20 protein-coding genes are annotated in these 17,105 nt (G+C 62.1%); 6 read left to right on the forward strand and 14 right to left on the reverse strand.

Features of this window, described 5'->3' with window-relative positions:
* Positions 1 to 10: 10 nt before the first annotated feature.
* The 7 genes from M3M27_RS05325 to M3M27_RS05355 all read right to left on the reverse strand — a co-directional run bounded on the left by M3M27_RS05325 (position 11) and on the right by M3M27_RS05355 (position 6,203).
* Positions 11 to 1,528 carry a conjugal transfer protein TraG N-terminal domain-containing protein gene (locus M3M27_RS05325; RefSeq protein ID WP_434027390.1) on the reverse strand — a complete coding sequence of 506 codons (1,518 nt, stop codon included), beginning with the start codon at positions 1,526 to 1,528 and terminating at the stop codon, positions 11 to 13.
* A 13-nt stretch (positions 1,529 to 1,541) separates the two neighbouring features.
* Complete coding sequence (locus M3M27_RS05330) at positions 1,542 to 1,892, reverse strand: hypothetical protein (RefSeq protein WP_043223422.1); 351 nt, start codon at positions 1,890 to 1,892, stop codon at positions 1,542 to 1,544.
* Entirely contained in the window at positions 1,889 to 3,286 is a 1,398-nt protein-coding gene (locus M3M27_RS05335) for an integrating conjugative element protein (RefSeq protein WP_434027959.1), read from the reverse strand. The genes M3M27_RS05330 and M3M27_RS05335 overlap by 4 nt, the downstream gene beginning before the upstream one ends.
* 11 nt (positions 3,287 to 3,297) lie before the next feature.
* Positions 3,298 to 4,248, reverse strand: a complete 951-nt coding sequence (locus M3M27_RS05340) for a TIGR03756 family integrating conjugative element protein (RefSeq protein WP_434027391.1) — start codon at positions 4,246 to 4,248, stop codon at positions 3,298 to 3,300.
* A complete protein-coding gene (locus tag M3M27_RS05345) occupies positions 4,245 to 4,682 on the reverse strand; it encodes a TIGR03757 family integrating conjugative element protein (RefSeq protein WP_434027392.1) in 438 nt (145 codons plus the stop codon). Before M3M27_RS05345 ends, M3M27_RS05340 begins: the two co-directional genes overlap by 4 nt.
* A 311-nt stretch (positions 4,683 to 4,993) precedes the next feature.
* A complete protein-coding gene (locus M3M27_RS05350) occupies positions 4,994 to 5,146 on the reverse strand; it encodes a hypothetical protein (RefSeq protein ID WP_155271661.1) in 153 nt (50 codons plus the stop codon).
* A 136-nt stretch (positions 5,147 to 5,282) separates the two neighbouring features.
* Entirely contained in the window at positions 5,283 to 6,203 is a 921-nt protein-coding gene (locus M3M27_RS05355; RefSeq protein WP_434027393.1) for a sulfite exporter TauE/SafE family protein, read from the reverse strand.
* A 34-nt stretch (positions 6,204 to 6,237) separates the two neighbouring features.
* Here M3M27_RS05355 and M3M27_RS05360 point away from each other — a divergent pair, with 34 nt between their 5' ends.
* Positions 6,238 to 6,978: an AraC family transcriptional regulator gene (locus tag M3M27_RS05360; RefSeq protein ID WP_434027394.1), complete on the forward strand. Its 741-nt coding sequence runs from the start codon at positions 6,238 to 6,240 to the stop codon at positions 6,976 to 6,978.
* Between the two features lie 102 nt (positions 6,979 to 7,080).
* Here M3M27_RS05360 and leuD read toward each other — a convergent pair whose 3' ends face one another.
* From leuD to M3M27_RS05375, 3 genes are read right to left on the reverse strand one after another with little or no spacing between them, the layout of a single operon-like run.
* Entirely contained in the window at positions 7,081 to 7,782 is a 702-nt protein-coding gene (leuD, locus tag M3M27_RS05365) for a 3-isopropylmalate dehydratase small subunit (RefSeq protein WP_223850484.1), read from the reverse strand.
* Positions 7,779 to 9,197, reverse strand: coding sequence for a 3-isopropylmalate dehydratase large subunit (gene leuC, locus M3M27_RS05370; protein WP_043223483.1), 1,419 nt, complete (start codon positions 9,195 to 9,197; stop codon positions 7,779 to 7,781). The genes leuD and leuC overlap by 4 nt, the downstream gene beginning before the upstream one ends.
* Before the next feature lie 18 nt (positions 9,198 to 9,215).
* Positions 9,216 to 10,094, reverse strand: a complete 879-nt coding sequence (locus tag M3M27_RS05375) for an alpha/beta fold hydrolase (protein ID WP_062737774.1) — start codon at positions 10,092 to 10,094, stop codon at positions 9,216 to 9,218.
* Positions 10,095 to 10,197: 103 nt separating this feature from the next.
* On the opposite strand from M3M27_RS05375, the gene M3M27_RS05380 reads away from it, so the two are divergent.
* From M3M27_RS05380 to M3M27_RS05390, 3 genes are all read left to right on the forward strand, one after another.
* Complete coding sequence (locus tag M3M27_RS05380) at positions 10,198 to 11,091, forward strand: LysR family transcriptional regulator (RefSeq protein WP_434027395.1); 894 nt, start codon at positions 10,198 to 10,200, stop codon at positions 11,089 to 11,091.
* A gap of 504 nt (positions 11,092 to 11,595) precedes the next feature.
* Positions 11,596 to 12,285: a glutathione S-transferase gene (locus tag M3M27_RS05385; protein WP_009618127.1), complete on the forward strand. Its 690-nt coding sequence runs from the start codon at positions 11,596 to 11,598 to the stop codon at positions 12,283 to 12,285.
* Positions 12,286 to 12,368: 83 nt separating this feature from the next.
* Positions 12,369 to 12,944: a TetR/AcrR family transcriptional regulator gene (locus M3M27_RS05390; RefSeq protein WP_434027396.1), complete on the forward strand. Its 576-nt coding sequence runs from the start codon at positions 12,369 to 12,371 to the stop codon at positions 12,942 to 12,944.
* A gap of 141 nt (positions 12,945 to 13,085) precedes the next feature.
* Here the strand turns inward: M3M27_RS05390 and M3M27_RS05395 are convergent, their stop codons facing one another.
* Positions 13,086 to 13,994 (reverse strand): LysR family transcriptional regulator, encoded by a 909-nt coding sequence (locus M3M27_RS05395; protein ID WP_434027397.1) that lies wholly within the window; start codon positions 13,992 to 13,994, stop codon positions 13,086 to 13,088.
* A 147-nt stretch (positions 13,995 to 14,141) separates the two neighbouring features.
* Here M3M27_RS05395 and M3M27_RS05400 point away from each other — a divergent pair, with 147 nt between their 5' ends.
* Positions 14,142 to 14,930 (forward strand): alpha/beta fold hydrolase, encoded by a 789-nt coding sequence (locus M3M27_RS05400; RefSeq protein WP_434027398.1) that lies wholly within the window; start codon positions 14,142 to 14,144, stop codon positions 14,928 to 14,930.
* Positions 14,931 to 15,032: 102 nt separating this feature from the next.
* Positions 15,033 to 15,275: a hypothetical protein gene (locus tag M3M27_RS05405; RefSeq protein ID WP_052754977.1), complete on the forward strand. Its 243-nt coding sequence runs from the start codon at positions 15,033 to 15,035 to the stop codon at positions 15,273 to 15,275.
* Positions 15,276 to 15,403: 128 nt separating this feature from the next.
* Here the strand turns inward: M3M27_RS05405 and map are convergent, their stop codons facing one another.
* The 3 genes from map to M3M27_RS05420 all read right to left on the reverse strand — a co-directional run bounded on the left by map (position 15,404) and on the right by M3M27_RS05420 (position 17,015).
* Positions 15,404 to 16,171 carry a type I methionyl aminopeptidase gene (gene map / locus M3M27_RS05410; protein ID WP_001554377.1) on the reverse strand — a complete coding sequence of 256 codons (768 nt, stop codon included), beginning with the start codon at positions 16,169 to 16,171 and terminating at the stop codon, positions 15,404 to 15,406.
* Positions 16,168 to 16,380 (reverse strand): ParD-like family protein, encoded by a 213-nt coding sequence (locus M3M27_RS05415; RefSeq protein ID WP_001554376.1) that lies wholly within the window; start codon positions 16,378 to 16,380, stop codon positions 16,168 to 16,170. Before M3M27_RS05415 ends, map begins: the two co-directional genes overlap by 4 nt.
* A 242-nt stretch (positions 16,381 to 16,622) precedes the next feature.
* The gene (locus tag M3M27_RS05420; RefSeq protein WP_001554375.1) at positions 16,623 to 17,015 is read right to left on the reverse strand and encodes a nuclear transport factor 2 family protein; all 393 of its coding nucleotides are present in this window, start codon (positions 17,013 to 17,015) and stop codon (positions 16,623 to 16,625) included.
* Positions 17,016 to 17,105: the final 90 nt, after the last annotated feature.

Here is a 17,105-nt window from a genome sequence, read left to right on the forward strand (position 1 = left end):
CATCGCTGAATCATTTCAGCTTCCTCGACATGACGCCTAGCCCCTTGCCGCCCGCGTTGCCCGCGTCTTTGGTGCCTGCCGAGAAAGCATTTGCGACAGTTCCGGCCCTAATCCCAGCCCAAGTCAATGCGCCAATCCAGAATGCCGGGAGCACTAGGAACATCGTCGCCATCACGAAGTTCAGCAGCATGTCTCCGAAGGTGTTGTTGAGGCCCACCAGCGGATCGAAGTTCGTGTGCGGCCGGTTCCAGCCCCACCCCCAGCCGTAGAGCGCATCCAGGATCGTCGAGTCGATCCAGCGGGCGAGCTGAAACCAGAATTCGGTGAAGAACAGCGCGAACTGCACCACGCTCACCGTGACCATGGTCTTGAGGTCATAGGTGCCGATTAGCAGCACCAGCGGGATGCAGATGACCAGCGCCATCTTGAGCAGCGACAGCACCATCGGCAGCGCCTGCCGCACCACGTCCATCGCCGGGAAATAGCCCAGTGATCCGACGGTCAGCCCCACGTCGCTGGCGGCGCGGGTGACGATGTTGGGCAGCGTCATGTCGATCTGGCCACCGTAGTCCGTGTAGACCGCCCCCCGGTTGAGCTTCTGTTGCCGAGGGCTCGCGACGGCGCGGATCACCGAGTCGTTGACCTCGGCCTGGCTCAGGAAGCCCGCCCAGCCGGCCAGTCGCGTCAGCAGGTTGGGATCGACCTGGGCCAGCAGTCGTGCCCGCAGGCCCTGGCCGCCGTCGGACCACCACTGCCGGCAGGTCGGGTAGCCGCCCCCGCCGGGCACCTGGGCCAGGCCGGCGTCGCGCGTGGCGTCGAACGGCCAGGCATCGCGCGGTGTCCTGGAGCGGTAGCTGTCGTAGAAGCCGGCCGTGTCGACGAAGTAGCTGGAGCCGATCCAGGTGACGTCGTGCATCTGCTCCTCGCTCAGGCTGGGCCGGGTCATGAACAGCTTGGCGCGGGCGGGGCCATAGCAGTCGCGGGTGAAATCGCTGACCTCCTGGGCCAGCACCGGGTCGTCGATGCGGGTCGCGTCGATGTCCATGCGGATCTGCCGCAGGTCGGTGCCGCAGGGAATGGCCGCGACCGAGGCGCCGGTGATCGCGCGCGAGATCGCGTGCATGGCGAACCACCACACCGGCACCTTGGCCGACTGGTTGTTGATCGTGCTGAACGATTGCGACCAGCCGGTATCGGTCGGCTCCGGGACGCTTACCTGGCATTGCGTCGAGCGCGAATGGTCGTAGCGGATAGTGTTGAGATCGACATCGATGAAGGGAATGCCCGCGAACATGATCACCACGATGGCGACGAAGACGCGGCTCTCGATGCGAGCCGAGGACAGCACGCCCTTGTTGCCTTCGTCCGCGCCTTCCGCGCGGGCTTTCAACCATTCCTGGATGACGATCGCCAGGAACGGGACGGCGAACATGCCGCTGGCGACCAGCACCGACCAGATGCCGTTGTGGACCACCCAGGACACCAGCGTCAGGTAGTACTCCAGGTAGTCGGTGGTGTACAGCGTCATGGCGAACCCCGCGCTACCGTGCCTGCATCAGCAGGCTGGCTTCCAGCACGATCACGGCGACGATGGCCGCAATCTCCGCGTGCAGCAGCCGCTGCCCGGCAGCGTGCTCCGGTTCCCGTGCGCGCAGGCGACGTCGCATCCAGAGCCAACCCCAGGCGGTGGCGGCGTAGAGCAACAACCGCCAGGCCAGGAAGGCTCCGGATTGCGCTGCCATCCATGCTTGCCAGCCGTCGATGCCGCCTGCGATGCGGATGCCGACTGCATTCACGACGGTCGCGGCGATCAGCAGCAGCAATGCCCACAACAACGCCACGCCGACACGCCGGCTGGACAGCCAGCGCAGGCGCCACTTGCCGGCGTTCATGGATGGCTTCCGCCGGACGGCGGCCGCTGGAGTTCATCGACGCGGTTGCGCACCGGATCGCCCTCGTAGATGCCGCGCGAACCCGCCGCTCGGGTGCTGTGCCGCTGGATGATCGCCATCGGCGAGTTGCTGGCCAGTTCGCGGCGCAGTTCCAGTTCGGTCTTCAGGTTGTGAATCTCGCGATCGAGGATGTCGCTTTCATGGGTGACGGCCTTCTGGGCCAGTTCGTTGGCGGCCACGTTGGGCTCCTTGCGCCCGGTCAGCAGCGTGCGTTGCAGCAGCAGCGCCTTCTCCAGCACGCTGGCCAGCGCAACCTCCGAGGCCAGGCGCCGAGCCAGGATGTCCTGGTCCGTCTCGTCGCGCAGCGCCTCGATCACGCCACGGGTGATGGGCAGCGACGCGCTGCCCGCAGCCTGCAGGTTCTGCGCCGTGGTTGGACGGCTGCCGGCGACCAACTCCTGCAGGGCCTGCAGCTTGTCCTCGTATTCCTCCTGGATCAGCGGGGTCAGGCCAACGCCCGGCGTGGTGACGGTCTTGGTGCATGCATCGCAGGTGCGCTGTTCCTGCTCGCCCAGCACGCGAACGGCCCAGGCCGCGGCGGCATCGGGCGAACTCCAGGTCTGGCAGGCCATGTTGCCGCCGCAACTGGCTTGCGGAATCGAACTGGCATCGCCGACGCCACGGCCATTGAGCAGGTTGTAGCCGGCGCGGGTCACGTCGCCGACCACACGCACCGGGCGTTGGCCCGCGCCGCCGGCGTTGTCTCCGCCGACCCACGGAACGCCATTGTTGCCACGGTTCGCCTCGGCGTCGTCGATCGCCGAGACCGCATCGGTGCTCGCGAGGGCCTGCTTCAGCGCCATGCCTTCGGCAAGCTGGTCCCAGCCGAGTTGCCCACCCGCCATGTCGGCCATGCGATTGGCGATGGCACGGCAGGTCAGCTTGCTGCGATCGAAATCCAGCCTGGCTTGCAGCACCCCATTCGTCAGCAGGTTGTACAGCCCTGGGTCGGCGCGCTGGATGATCAAGGCGGGCAGCGACGCCACGGCAGCGGTGGCGTTCTGGATCACCGAGGACATGATGGCCTGGAAGCCGTTGGTGATGCCGTTCAACTGGTTCTGCAGCGTGGTGGTGATGCTCATGTCGCCACAGATCAGGTTGCTGTTCCAGCCGACGCCAACACCGATGGAGTGCATGCTGGCCGCACCGCTCATGGACACCGCGCGGCCGCCTCCAATGCTGTAGAGCACGTCATCGCCGATCACGCTGCCCTGATGCTGGACGCCGTACTCATTGACGCTGGTCTGTGCCCCGGCGCTGGAGCAGCACAGCGATGCGACAACGGCCAATGCGACGTGCAGAAATCGACGGGCGTTCGGAAATGAAGTCGTCATGGCATCGGGCCTCACAGGAAATCGACGCTGCCGAGGAATATCTGGCCGCGGCGCTGGCAGCAGCTATAAGGACGCCACAATGCCCAGGCGTAGTCGCCTTGCCGGGCCTGCACCTTGGCATTGCCGTGGGGGAATACCGCGCAACTGCGGGACAGCGTGGGGGTCAGCTCCTGCCACTTGCCCGTGGCGGCATCGGTTTCCATCAGGGCACCGGCCGGCCAGTAGCCATCGCGCGAACTGGCGAGCAGCGGTTGGTAGACGTGGATCTGGTTGCGGCGCGTCACGATGTCACCCGCGCGCTGGGCGACTACGGCTGCGGCCTTGTGGTCATCCACCTGGTGCAGGAAGCCGCCACGCGGATAGACGTTGCCCCAGAGATTCATGGCCGTGCGCGTGCCGATCTCGCGCCGGCCGGGAATCAGTGCTTCCGGATACAGCGCCTCGGGGATGTTGTAGCGCCATGCCATCGTGTCGAGCGTGCTCAGCAGATAGGGCATGAAGGCGGTGCCGGCGCCCTCGCAGGTGTAGCCGGAGGCGCTGGCGAACTGGCTGAACACATGGCCACCGGGATGGCCTATGACGTCGGCGTTCTTGAACTTCGCCAGGTTGTTCTCGTGATCCTCGTTGGTGGTGCCGTCGCCGCCGGCCTTCGCGGTCGGGTTCGGCAGGCTCATCGCCCGCACCTCGACCCAAGGGTTCTCGCCGGTGTTCGAGTAGCTCGACACCACGGCATCCGGGATGTAGTGGTGCACCTTGATCGAGGTGCGCACGGTGCATCCGGTCCAGGTGCAATAGAGCCAGTAGCAGATGCCGGTGACGCGGTACTCCAGGCAATCCGGCGACAGGGTGGAGGCCACGATGGTGGCGGTGTTCAGTGCGAAGGACGATGCGGAACACCCCAGCAGCAGCGCTGCGATGGCCAACCGCTGGCGCCGGGATGGCGCGAAGGGACGCCTCGTCATGGCTGCGTCCTCCGGTATTGGTCGATGCGGGCTACCGCATGGCCCACGTCCGTCTCGCCATAAACCACGTATCGGCGATCCACCACGATGGCCGGAACCTTGGTGACGCCAAGGCTCCAGGCGTCGGCAATGCCCTGGTAGGCGGTGCCGATCCTTCGCTGCAGGTCTGTAGCGCCCAGCTTCAGGCGTTGCTGGACGATGGCGCTGGCGCGCTCAGGATCGGTGGGCAGGTTGTCGGCCAGCTCCGCTTCGAGCACCGCGGCCGCGTCCAGGATGAGGTGTCGGTCAGCCTGGCCAAGGACCGGATGATGCGAGTCGGTAACGACCCAGACTTCCGCCGCGGCGGCGCGGGTGGCCAATGTCAGAATGGCGATGGCCGTAGCAATCAATGCTGGGCGAGCGCGAGCGGCATGAGGAACAGCGCAAGAGTTCATGGGACAACACCGGAGGGAAGCCAATCCGGTGGCAGTCGAACCGAAACCAGTCCTCGACGCGACAAACAAAGCGGAGACCACCTCGCCCCGTTTTCACCATCCTTGTCTGCCCCGACTCGCTGATCCGGACCTACGCGCGTGCCATGAGCTGACTGTGTGCAGTGGATGGGTATGGGCCGATCCGGCCCCGTGGCCCAAGCTGTTCACATCGGACGCCGATGTGGCTTGATTGCTGGCCGAGATTGATATCGGCGATGACAACGGCCACGTATCTGGTTGTTGCGACTTGAGCCTAGACGATGTCCCCAGTCCTACTGGATGTCCTCGGCGGAAGGAATGCCGCGGCAGACCACATGGTCGCGGGAGGCGTTGAGCGCATAGACGTACCCGTACTGCCCTTTGCTGGCCGGGAACGCTTTGAGCTCGTGGGCGATGAGGCCAACGATCAGATCGTTGACCTGCATTGTGGACTAGTTGTGATCTCTCAGTAGGTTGTTCATCCGGGGCATCTCTGGAAGATGGGGGTTACGAAGCCAAACCAGCCCCCAGGAGCCCCGGATGAACAACCTACTGAGAGATCACAGCTAGAGGCAGAGAAGACTAAGCCACCAGCATCACCAGCAGAACGACGCACAGCAGCGTGATGTATGCCTTGGCGTGAATGGTATCGGGAATCCGGCCAATCCACCTCGATGTGGCCCGGATACCCAGCCATGAACCAACCGCCAAGACCGCGCAAGCGCGCAAGTCGATGTAACCCGCGTGCCATGCACCCAGCGGTGCATCGTTCCACGCCAGCAGCGCATAAGTCGCCGAGCCGACCACGGCCATTGGCAGCGACAGTGGGTTGGCCGCTGCTGTCGCAGCGGTCATGCTGGCGCCGCGGCGGCGCATCAGCGGCACGGTCATCACGCTGCCGCCCACGCCCAGGAAGGCGGCGATCGCACCAATCGCCGTGCCTGCGGCAGCGGTCATCCACCGTCCCCATGGACGAATCCGCGCAGCCGTTTCCTGGGTGAAGCCCGGCCGCAGGATGCTGTCGAGGATCGTCAACCCCAGGTAGAAGATGAAGGCCCAGCGTACCCAGTCCCCGCTCAATGCCAATGCGGCAGCCGCGCCCGGTATTGCGCCCACGGCGATGTAGCCCAGTAGCGGGCGCACCTGATCCCACGGCACCGTGCCAGCTTTGTGATGGCGCATCGTCGCCAGCCCCGCACCGAAGATCATCACGCAGGTGGACGTGGCAACGGCCACGTGCATGGCGGCGTCGCCCACGGCGCTGCCGCCATGCGTAGCCAGGAGCACGGAATACAGCACGGGCACGACGACGAAGCCACCGCCGAAGCCGAACAGCACGGTCGTTATCCCGGCGAGGAAACCAAAGAACAAAAGCAGGAAGTACATGGCGGAAACCGCATCGTGAGAGGACGAAACTTCACGATAGGGTGCGCCGAATTGGCTGTCTCTCGCTGATTGGTCAATAATCCTTTTGTTTAGGCCATCCATTGCCATGCGCAACATACCGCTGGACTCCGTGGATGCCGTGGCGCGCCCCGTGCTGGCCATCGGCACCGATTACCCGCCGGGCACCTTGCTCGACACCCATACGCACCGGCGCGCCCAGGTGCTGTACGGCATGAGCGGGGTGATGGAAGTGGAAACGGACGATGGCGCATGGGCCATTCCACCGTACAGCGGCGTGTGGATTCCCGCCGGCAAACCCCACCGCGTGCGGATGCAGGGTGTGAGTACGCGCAGCCTCTACATCGAGCCGGCTGCCGCGCCGCGCCCGGCAGATCACTGCGAGGCGCTGGTCATCTCCCCTCTGCTGCACCAGTTGCTGCTGGCCTCGGCGGACATGCCCGCGCTGTACGACGAGGACGGGCGCGACGGTGCGCTGGCGCAGTTGCTGCTGCACGAAGTGCGCCAGACGCAGACGATGCCCCTGTTCGCGCCGATCCCCCAAGACCGCCAGCTTGCACGGCTGTGCAAGGCGTTCCTGAAGTCGCCCAGCATCCAGGCCACGCCGCAGATGTGGGCGCAACGGCTGCACAAGAGCCTGCGCACTTTCACCCGGTTCTTTCACCAGCAGACGGGCATGAGTTTCGGGGCATGGCGGCAGCAAGCCTGCCTGCTGGCGGCGCTGCCCCGGCTATCGGCTGGGCAGTCCGTCACGCAGGTGGCGCTGGATCTGGGCTACGACAGCCCCAGCGCGTTTTCCACCATGTTCAAACGGCGGCTCGGCAAGACGCCGATGAACTTCATCAGCGAATCCGACACGGCCGCATCTCGGTAGGGGGTTCCGTGTCCCTGTCGTGAAATACACATCGCCCAGCCGCCGCAAGCAGGCAGTGGCTGAACGTTAACCATCCGTTCCCCATGATCGCCATGTTCATCGCTACCTTTCCTTTTCGGAGGACAAGGCCTGTCCTTGGCTGCGTACGGAATTCAAGCCCGCACCGCGTTTTCTTGCCCGCGTCCTGGCGATATCGACACGGCACCAGGGACGTACCTGCCAATGCTCAGCTTCGAACCGGTCGATGGCTGCTGCATCGCGCAAGGTCATGCCGATCATGTCCAAGCCATCGACCAGCATCCGCTTCTGCCTGGGTTGCAAATCGAAGGGATATTCATCGCCCTGCGGCGTGGAAACGATTTGCTTCTCCACGTCGATGGTCAGGCGCTTTTCCTGGCCATGCGCCACGCTGTCCATCAACGCCTGGACCTGCTCCGGCGGCAAGGTGACAAGCAGCAGGCGATTGTTCATCGCATTGAAATAGAAGATCTCTCCGTAACTCGGCGCGACGACAGCATCGAACCCGGCCTGCTGCAATCCCCATACCGCGTGCTCCCGGCTCGATCCGCAGCCGAAGTTCGCCCCGCCCAACAGAATGCGCGCGCCGCGATATTCCGGACGGTTGAGCACGAAGTCCGGGCGAAGCCGACCTTCGGTGTCGAAACGCAGGTCATGCAGCAGTCCGTCTGCCAATCCGCTCTTGTCGATCCCCAGCAGGAACTGCTTGGGCATGATCTGGTCGGTGTCCAGGTTGCCGATTGGCAATGGCGCCGCCACGCCTGTGATACGGTGCGTTTCGCTCATGCACGGAACTCCTTGCGAATGTCGACGATGCGTCCGGCGATTGCGGCAGCGGCAGCCATGGCCGGACTCATCAGATGCGTGCGGCTGCCCCGGCCCTGCCGACCCTCGAAGTTGCGGTTGGTCGTAGAGGCGCAACGCTCGCCCGGCGCGAGTACGTCGTCGTTCATCGCCAGGCACATCGAACAGCCCGGCTGTCGCCATTCGAACCCTGCCTCGACCAGCACCTGCGCGATCCCTTCGCGTTCGGCCTGGTCACGGACCAGCCCGGAGCCAGGCACCACCATCGCCCGCACGCTTGGTGCAACCTTGCGCCCCTGCACCACCCGCGCCACCTCGCGCAGGTCCTCGATGCGGGCATTCGTACACGAACCGATGAACACGCGGTCGATCGGAATACCTTCGATCGGCGTGCCAGGCGCCAAGCCGATGTAATCCAGCGCCTTGTGCCAAGTTGCCTTCTCGATATCACCCGAGGCGTCGCTCAATGGCGGCACGGTGCCATTCACCGGCAGCGCCTGGTCGGGACTGGTCCCCCAGGTGACATAGGGGGCGACCTCGGAAGCATCGAAGCGATGCTCGGCATCGAAACGCGCCGATGCGTCCGTGCGGAGTTGCTTCCATGCCGTGTGCGCGGCCGCCAGCGCAGCGTCGTCCATATCGCAGATCCGCTCGGACACGTAGTCGGATGTGATCGCGTCAGGCGCGATCAGCGCCGCGCGGGCACCGGCTTCCACGGTCATGTTGCACAAGGTCATGCGCGCCTCGGCGGACAGTGCGGCGATAGCTTCGCCGACATACTCGACCGCATAGCCACGCGCGCCTTGTGCTCCGATCTTGGCGATGATGTGCAAGATCAGGTCCTTGGACGTCGTCCCCAGAGGCAGTCGACCATCGACTTGGATTCGCATGTCCTTGGCCACGCGGTACACCAGAGTCTGCGTGGCAAGCACATGCTCCACTTCCGACGTGCCGATCCCGAACCCGAGTGCCCCGAGGGCACCGTAGGTCGTGGTATGGCTGTCGCCGCATAATACGACCATGCCGGGACGGATCAGGCCAAGTTCCGGCGCGACGACATGCTCGATTCCTTGCATCGGATCACGCACGTCGAACAGCTCAATCCCCTGCTCAGCACAGTTGGCGGCAAAGTTCGCCGCTTGCCGTGCGGCGGGGGCGATGTCGATCGTACGCGCCGCGATCGGCACCGGGCGCGTGGGGATGACGTGATCGACCACGCCCATTTGCTGGTGTGGGCGCCGCACCCGCAATCCACGTTGCGCCAGTCCTGCAAAAGCTTGTGGGCTGGTGTATTCGTTCATGATGTGCAGGTCGACATATAGCAGCACGTTGTCGACATCCAGGCGTTCGACGGTGTGCGAATCGACCAGTTTTCGGTAAAGCGTCGTCGCTGGCATGGGCAGGCTCGAGGACATTCATGAAGGCAGGAAGGCGAGGACGTGATCGAGCAACACCTCGGGTGCTTCCTCCGGGATGTAGTGGCCGCAGGGCAGCGCCATACCCTTTACGCCGGGATTCCAGCGGCGCCACTCGGCCAGAGGGTCGAAGCACCGTTCGATCACGCCATCGCGTCCCCACAATGCCAGGAAGGGACATTGGATCTGCTTGCCCGCGGCAAGATCGGCCTGATCGTGTTCGAGGTCGATACCTACCGAGGCACGGTAGTCCTCGCAGATGCCATGTGCGGTTGCCGGATCGGACAGGCAACGCAGATAGGCAGCATAGGCCTCCGGCGCGAAAGGCTTCAGGCCGGCACTGCGGGCTCCCATGGTCTGCTTCAGGTAGAGATCCGGGTCGGCCCGGATCAACGTCTCTGGGAAAGGCGACGGTCGCACGAGGAAGAACCAGTGCCAGTAGGCGTGCGCGAATTCGAATGAGGTCTGCTGGTACATCGCCAGCGTGGGTGCCACATCCAGCGTGACCAGGCGGGATACCACATCTGGATGATCCAGCGCCATCCGCGCCGCGACCCGACCACCCCGGTCATGACCGATCACCGCGAACGTCGGCAGGCCCAGCGCCTGCATTAATCGCACTTGGTCCAAGGCCATCCGACGCTTGGCATAGTTGGCGTGGTCTGGCTCGCCTGGCGGCTTCCCGCTGTCGCCATAGCCGCGCAGGTCCGCAACGACAACCGTGAATTGCCGCGCCAGCGTCGGAGCCACCTTGTGCCAGATCGCGTGTGTCTGAGGGTGTCCATGCAGCAGAAGCAGCGCCGGCCCGGTGCCGGCCATCAACGCATGAATCTTGATGCCATCGACCGTGGCGGATACGTCGGAAAAGCCTTCGAACATCCCTTGCCTCCATGTTCCGACGGCCATTCTATTCCTGCATCAGAACGGCGTTATTGAATTATATTTATTCAATTCATAACTTATAAGAACGAATTGGAGCATCATGTCCGAGTTCTCCGACATCCGCCTTTTCACCCTAGTGGCGCGCCATCGCAGCTCGGCTGCGGCCGCGCGCGAACTTGGCGTCACCCCGCCAGCGGTCAGCAAGCGCCTGGCGCATTTGGAAAAGCGGCTCGGCGTGCGCCTGACCCATCGCACGACACGACGCCTGACACTCACGCCGGAGGGCGAACGCTACCTGGCCGAGGGATCACGCCTGCTCGGGGAATTGCAGGAACTTGAGCAAGTGCTGATCCGCGGCCATGCCGAACCGGCCGGACTGCTCCGTGTCAATGCCTCATACGGTTTCGGTCGTGCGCGGGTGGCACCGGCCATTTCGGCGTTCGTTGCCCGCTATCCCGCCATACGGGTGCAACTGCAATTGACCGACCAGCCCTTGAACCTGCGCGAACACGGTTATGACATCGGCATCCGCTTCGGCGATCCCCCCAGCACCCGGATCAATGCAAGGTTGTTGCTGCGCAATCACCGTCTTTTATGCGCTTCGCCGGCCTATGTTGCCCAGAACGGTAAGCCGAACGTTCCGCACGACTTGGTGCGTCACGCCTGCTTGATCGTTCGGGAAAACGATGCGGCCTACGGCGCTTGGCATTTCCGCCGCGGAAAGTCCACCGAGACGGTCAAAGTCGACAATGTGCTATCGAGCAACGATGGCAACGCCGTGCTGCGCTGGACGCTGGACGGCCATGGCATCGCCATCCGCTCAGCATGGGAAATCGCACCCTACCTGGCCCGGGGCGAACTGATTCCATTGCTGGGGGATTGGAAGCTACCCAACGCCGACATCTACGCGACCTACCTGGAACGCAGCGAGGTGTCGTCCGCCAAAGTGCGCGCGTTTCTTGACTTCACGGCAAAATACTTGGCGACGAGTTGAAACGCCATCAAAAGGCAGCAATAAGCATTTCCAGGGGAGGAGTCATCGTGACGCCAAAGGCGATCACGCACTCGAGAGGCCGATGCCAGGCGGATCACACATCGGCACTGTTGCAATGCCCCATCAACAACGCCGATTCCACCATCCCCGGCAGCAGACTGCGCTGGGCGAGATCGCGCTTGAGCCCTCGCCGAGGTTGCGCCGCCAGAGTCCAGCAACAGCCGCGGCAGCGGACTTCAGTGCTTCATTTGTGATGCGCACAATCTCGTTGACGAACCTCATCCCGGCGCGCTTGGTCACGCATGAATGCAACCCAGCGGTCGGAGGCGAATGAGGTGTCGCTGGGGAGTGCAAACGATCACATGGCTTGACCGGCAGGTGCGACGGCGATGCAGTTGACATCGCCATTGCTACGGAATAGCATTCTAACTAACGATCGTTAGGTATTCTCGGATCGTTATCGGTTGTTGACCGATACGAATTCACCACATGGAGAGTTCTCGAATGAGTGCGGTTGCAGGACCAGTCGATGGTGAGGCGGGATTTCCGCTGAAGATCTACGACTTCCCTCGGGGCCCTTACCCGACGCGTGTCCGGATCGCCCTAGCAGAAAAAAACCTCCAGTCACGCGTGGAGTTCGTGATGGTTGATCTCCGCAAGGGGGAGCACAAGGATCCCAGGTTCATCTCGGATAAAAACTACTCCGGAACGGTTCCGGTGCTTGAGCTTGCGGATGGAACGTGCATTGCCGAGTGCACCGCCATCACGGAGTATCTCGATGCGCTTGTCGGCGGTCCGGTTTTGACGGGCTCCACAGCGTTCGAGAGGGGAATGATTCACATGATGAGCAAGCGCGCCGAACTGGAGCTGCTTGACGCCATCAGTGTTTACTTCCACCATGGAACGCCGGGTTTGGGGCCACTGGTGGAGCAATACCAGAACAGGGAATGGGGACTCAGGCAGCGCGACAAGGCCTTGCGAGGCATGCATTATTTCGACGATGTGCTTCGCAAGCGAGCTTATGTTGCCGGCGACGCGTTCTCCATGGCCGACATTACGGTCATCGCCGGACTGATATTCGCTGATATCGTCGACTTGGCGGTACCCGCCGAATGCACGGCGCTCTTGGCATGGTACGAAAGGATGAAAATGCGCCCCAGCGTAAAGAGCCAACCCGCATTTGCTCGCAGGTAGGCCGTTCGACGTACTCGTAACCAGACGGTCGCAAGACAAGATACCGCAGTGGAGCGTCATTACACAAGTCGAGGGCGACAGCCGTGGAGAGTCAGAGAAACACGAACTCCAGTGACAAGATCTTGTCCATTGCAACACGAATCGCCCAGGCGCACGGTTACGGTGGCTTGAGCGTTCGCCGCTTGGCCGAAGAAGTCGGTGTCAAACCTGCAAGTCTTTACCATCATTTCCCGAGCAAGGCGGCTCTTGCTGCTGCAGTTGCCAGACGATACTGGGAAAATTCGTCGACGCAATTGGAAGAACTGTTGAATCGGTTTCCGGACCCCACAGATTGCTTGCGCAGATATCCCAATATGTTCAGGAAGGCGCTGGAGAACGACAACCGCATCTGCCTGTGCAGTTTCATGACGGCTGAATACGATGACCTTCCCGAGAATGTGAGGCAAGAAGTTCGAACATTCTCTGATGTGCATATCACATGGCTGGCTAAGGTTTTGGCGAGCGCCGGGATTGTCAATCCGAACATCGCGAAAGAACGCGCGCAGGCCATCTATGCTGCAATCACAGGAGCGCAGCTGATGGCACGTGGGCGTTCCGACTTAAGTCTTTTCGATACGTTGATCACGAGCTACAGGGCAACCGGGCTTCTGCCGGCCTAGAGGCGAGGCCAGCGGACGCACCACGAAGACAAGCGCTCGACTGCTGTTTGAGCAAGGCAACCGCCACGCTACGTTTGGGGCGCGTCCAACGCCCGGCATTCTCAGGGCTGGGGCTATGCATTCCAGGGCTCAGGGGCAACCTCAAGCCGTAGTGCTCCTATGCATGAGATCCCATGGCTGCGTGTCGCCGAAGCTCATGCTCAGATGCTCGATGAAGCGGCGAACTTTCAACGACACATGCCGCTTGCTCGGATAGATGGCATGAATCGCCAAATCAGTTGTTTTGTGGTCGGCCAGCAGGACACGAAGCGCACCGCTGGCGATGGACTGCTCGAACACGAAGCTGGGGCCGTAGACCACCCCCGCCCCTGTCAGCGCTGCCGCTAGCAGCATCTGCATGTTGTTTGCAGCGAGCCGGATCGCACCATCAATGTGATGGGTCTGGCCGTTAGCATCCGTGACGCTCCAGTCTCCGGCTGAAACCGCCTGGGAGAAAGCGAGCCGAGGTGCCTGGCGGAGCTGTTCGACGGTTTTCGGCTCGCCATGTCGTGCCAAAAAGGATGGCGCTGCGCAGAACATCATGCGACACGAGGCGAGCCGCCGAGCAACGAGATCGGAGTCTTGCAGACGGCCGATGCGGATAGCAATGTCGATGCCATCTGCCAGTAGATCGACATAGCGATCGCTCAGCGTGGTCTCGATCGAGACATCGGGGTATTCAGCCAGATAATTCGATACAACGCGACCAAGATGCAGTGCCCCAAAGGTTGTCGGCGCAGCCACGCGCAACATTCCACGCACACTCTGTTGCGCGTCCTGGGCTTCGCGATTCGCGTCCTCGTACTCTTCCAGTAAGCGCTTGCATCGCGTGTAGTAGGACCTTCCTACATCCGTTAGCGTCAACTTGCGCGTGCTGCGTTGAAGCAACCGAACTTTCAGCTGTTCCTCGATCGCGGAAACGTGCTTGCCCGCCATCGAGGGTGACAGGCCAAACCGTCGAGCGGCGCTTACCAAGCTGCCTTCTTCGACTGCGGAGACGAACACCGCCATGCTGAGCAATCTATCCATACCACCTCATTCGATATCCTGATTATCAGGTGGTGATAAATCTAGGCCTATTATCGTCCGAATGGAATGGGTCTAGCCTAGCACTGTAGCCAGCCGATCCCCGGTGGGCTTTAGCAAAAGGATGTTCCAATGAAGATCGAATCGAACAGCATAGAGATCCATGTCGAGGAGCAAGGGCAAGGCGATCCGTCACTCGTTTTTCTGCATTACTGGGGCGGCTCCTCCCGCACTTGGAAGCACGTCTGCTCCAGGCTGGCGCCGAACTTCCATACGCTTGCTCTCGATCATCGCGGCTGGGGTCAATCCGACGCGCCTTCGATGGGCTACGGGCTGGCAGACCTTGCAGCCGATGCAGAGGGCGTGATTGCAGCGCTGCACCCGAAGCGCTACGTTCTGATCGGTCACTCGATGGGGGGCAAGGTCGCTCAGCTTATGGCGTCGCGGCGGCCTGCCGGACTGGCCGGGTTGGTTCTCGTCGCTCCTTCACCGCCATCGCCAATGATCTTGCCGAAAGAGGCACGCGAAATGATGGCAGGAGCCTACGCAAACCGTGAAACAGTGGAGGCGACTATCGATAACGTGCTGACGGCCCTCCCGCTGTCAGCGGAGGATCGCGAACAAGTGATCGCGGACAGCTTGCGTGGCGCGCCAGCGGCCAAGCTAGCTTGGCCCAGAGCGACCAGCTTGGAAGACATCACTGGACAGGTAGGTGCCATCGACGTACCTACGCTTGTTATTGCAGGCGAGCGGGATCGCGTGGATTCGCCCGAGGTACTGAGGAAAGAATTACTTCCCCGCGTATCGCAAGCCGTCATGACCGTAGTACCAGATGCAGGGCATTTGCCTATGTTAGAAACACCGGATGCATTGACTCCATTGATTGAGAATTTCTGCCGTTCACTGCCAGGGAAGGGGTGAAGCGGACATCGCGGCGGTGCGCAATCGAAGCGCCTCGCAGCTAATACGCGGCGAAAAGCTCGCCCCCCGAAGGGCGTTGCACGGACGTGGGCGGCGCAGTTCGTGCACTGGTACAACCACGAGCACCTGCACAGCGGGCTGCGCTTCGTGGCCCCGGCCGTTCGCCATGCCGGTCAGGATGAGGTCCAGTTGCAGGCACGCAGATGGGTATACGAGCTTGCCCGCCAGCGTCATCCGCAGCGCAGGACCGGACCGACCCGCAACTGGAGCCGCGTTGGCGCCGTCACCCTCAATCCCGACCGCGATGCGGGCGCGCCGAGGCAAAGCCGACAGCATGACAAGTAACCGATTAGCTGCATGAGATCAGGCGACAACTACCTTGACACGCACCGAGAGCACGCCGGCAACGGCGTGTTCTTACCCGAAGGCAAAGTCAGGTCCTGAGCGAAAGTCCGTATCGCTACCACACTGGATCAGTGCAACGCCTTTTCGCCCGGGCGCAGCGTCAAGACACGCACACCGTTCCCGGTGACAGCAACGGTATGCTCGAACTGAGCCGACAATTGCCCATCGCGCGTAACCACCGTCCAGCCGTCGTCCTCAGTTCGAATGGCACGTCGTCCTTGGTTCACCATCGGCTCTATGGTGAAAACCATGCCTTCGCGCAGTACTAGCCCCGTTCGCGGCTTGCCCCAGTGCAAAACCTGGGGGTCCTCGTGCATTTCACGACCGATACCGTGCCCACAGTATTCCCGGACGATCGAATAACCATTCCTGCGGGCATGCCGCTCGATGGCGTGGCCCACGTCACCGAGCGTGGCACCTGGGCGGACAGCCTGGATGCCTTTCCACATCGCTTCATAAGCCACTTGCACGAGCCGCCGTGCCGGCTGCGACACCTGGCCCACCAGATAGGTCTTGCTGGAATCGGCGATGTAGCCATTCTTCTCCAGCGTGATGTCGAAATTGACGATGTCCCCGTCCTGCAGGATGTCCTCGGCGGAAGGAACGCCGTGGCAGACCACATGGTTGCGGGAGGCGTTTAGCGCGTAGGCGTAACCGTATTGCCCTTTGCTGGCCGGGCGTGCGTTGAATTCATGGACGATGAGGTCATCGACCAGATCATTGACCTGCATCGTGGACATGCCAATCAGATTCAGCCGATCAAGATGGCTGAACACCTGTGCCAAAAGCTGGCCTGACTCCGCCATCAGCGCGATTTCTTCTGGCCGTTTGGTCATGACGCCCCCATCTTGATGGGTTGCGCCACAACGCCCGCGGCCCGCAGTTCACGAGCAACGATATCGTTGAAGCTTTGCGTTGGATTCATTTCACACAGCATGCCGATCCTGATCCAGAAGGCTGCCTGTGCGTTGATCGACCGGCACGATACTGCGCTGGCCTTGCGCAGTTGGTCATGCAGATCGTCGTCGATGTTCACGATACCCATGTGTCTAGTTGTATATGAAACGTATACGAATCATATAGGCGTCATGGCCGTAGCGCAAGTGAACTGCGCTGACGTGACCAAGTCGACGCCATGATGGTTTCCTAGGAGCCGGTAGCGCAGGCCTGACTCGGCGCGATAGCAATGGCGGGCCGAGTTCGCCGATCGGGCTATGACGGCATGGGCATCGGCAAGCTCGGCCAAGCTCCACTCTCGACCGAGGGCGTCGCCTTGACCTCGAACCTTCAGTCCCTGGCAAAAAAGGCATTCATGCCCGGCAGGTCGGACAGGTAGGTCTCGATAGCAGCGATCTTGCCATCGCGCAAGGTGCAGACCGTAGCCAGATGCTCGTCCAGTACGAGGTCATTCCGGCGTGCAGTGTTATGCAGCGAGAGCGCGACATTATCCCGGCTTACCAGAATGTGCTTGAGCTCGAAATTCAGGCCGAAGCTGGCAATTAGCTCAGCTCTGGCAACGACTGCTTCCGCACCGACCGCTGGACCAGAGATCTGATTGTCTCCGGGCAGAACCCAGGTGGCATCGTCGGTAAGAAGCTTACGGATCGCCTGCCAGTCGCGGCGGGTCAGTGCGGCATGAAACTGCTTGGCCAAAGCAAGCTTTGTTTCGTAGGTATGCATGACTATTCTCCTGTAGCAGGGTGTACAGCGAGATTAGACAGCGCCAGGAATGGATCTGTAAAATTGATATTTGATAGTAGCTAGCAATAG

Source organism: Xanthomonas boreopolis (assembly GCF_046529185.1).
Taxonomy (GTDB): Bacteria; Pseudomonadota; Gammaproteobacteria; order Xanthomonadales; family Xanthomonadaceae; genus Pseudomonas_S; species Pseudomonas_S boreopolis.

Coding starts and splice junctions, on each gene's coding strand:
- M3M27_RS05385 (WP_009618127.1), top strand. CDS start 11,596: ATGAGTGCGGTTGCAGGACCAGTCGATGGTGAGGCGGGATTTCCGCTG.
- M3M27_RS05345 (WP_434027392.1), bottom strand. CDS start 4,682: ATGAACTCTTGCGCTGTTCCTCATGCCGCTCGCGCTCGCCCAGCATTG.
- M3M27_RS05330 (WP_043223422.1), bottom strand. CDS start 1,892: ATGAACGCCGGCAAGTGGCGCCTGCGCTGGCTGTCCAGCCGGCGTGTC.
- M3M27_RS05355 (WP_434027393.1), bottom strand. CDS start 6,203: ATGTTGCGCATGGCAATGGATGGCCTAAACAAAAGGATTATTGACCAA.
- leuC (WP_043223483.1), bottom strand. CDS start 9,197: ATGCCAGCGACGACGCTTTACCGAAAACTGGTCGATTCGCACACCGTC.
- M3M27_RS05340 (WP_434027391.1), bottom strand. CDS start 4,248: ATGACGAGGCGTCCCTTCGCGCCATCCCGGCGCCAGCGGTTGGCCATC.
- M3M27_RS05325 (WP_434027390.1), bottom strand. CDS start 1,528: ATGACGCTGTACACCACCGACTACCTGGAGTACTACCTGACGCTGGTG.
- M3M27_RS05375 (WP_062737774.1), bottom strand. CDS start 10,094: ATGTTCGAAGGCTTTTCCGACGTATCCGCCACGGTCGATGGCATCAAG.
- M3M27_RS05400 (WP_434027398.1), top strand. CDS start 14,142: ATGAAGATCGAATCGAACAGCATAGAGATCCATGTCGAGGAGCAAGGG.
- map (WP_001554377.1), bottom strand. CDS start 16,171: ATGACCAAACGGCCAGAAGAAATCGCGCTGATGGCGGAGTCAGGCCAG.
- M3M27_RS05395 (WP_434027397.1), bottom strand. CDS start 13,994: ATGGCGGTGTTCGTCTCCGCAGTCGAAGAAGGCAGCTTGGTAAGCGCC.
- M3M27_RS05350 (WP_155271661.1), bottom strand. CDS start 5,146: ATGCAGGTCAACGATCTGATCGTTGGCCTCATCGCCCACGAGCTCAAA.
- M3M27_RS05335 (WP_434027959.1), bottom strand. CDS start 3,286: ATGACGACTTCATTTCCGAACGCCCGTCGATTTCTGCACGTCGCATTG.
- leuD (WP_223850484.1), bottom strand. CDS start 7,782: ATGAGCGAAACGCACCGTATCACAGGCGTGGCGGCGCCATTGCCAATC.
- M3M27_RS05380 (WP_434027395.1), top strand. CDS start 10,198: ATGTCCGAGTTCTCCGACATCCGCCTTTTCACCCTAGTGGCGCGCCAT.
- M3M27_RS05420 (WP_001554375.1), bottom strand. CDS start 17,015: ATGCATACCTACGAAACAAAGCTTGCTTTGGCCAAGCAGTTTCATGCC.
- M3M27_RS05415 (WP_001554376.1), bottom strand. CDS start 16,380: ATGGGTATCGTGAACATCGACGACGATCTGCATGACCAACTGCGCAAG.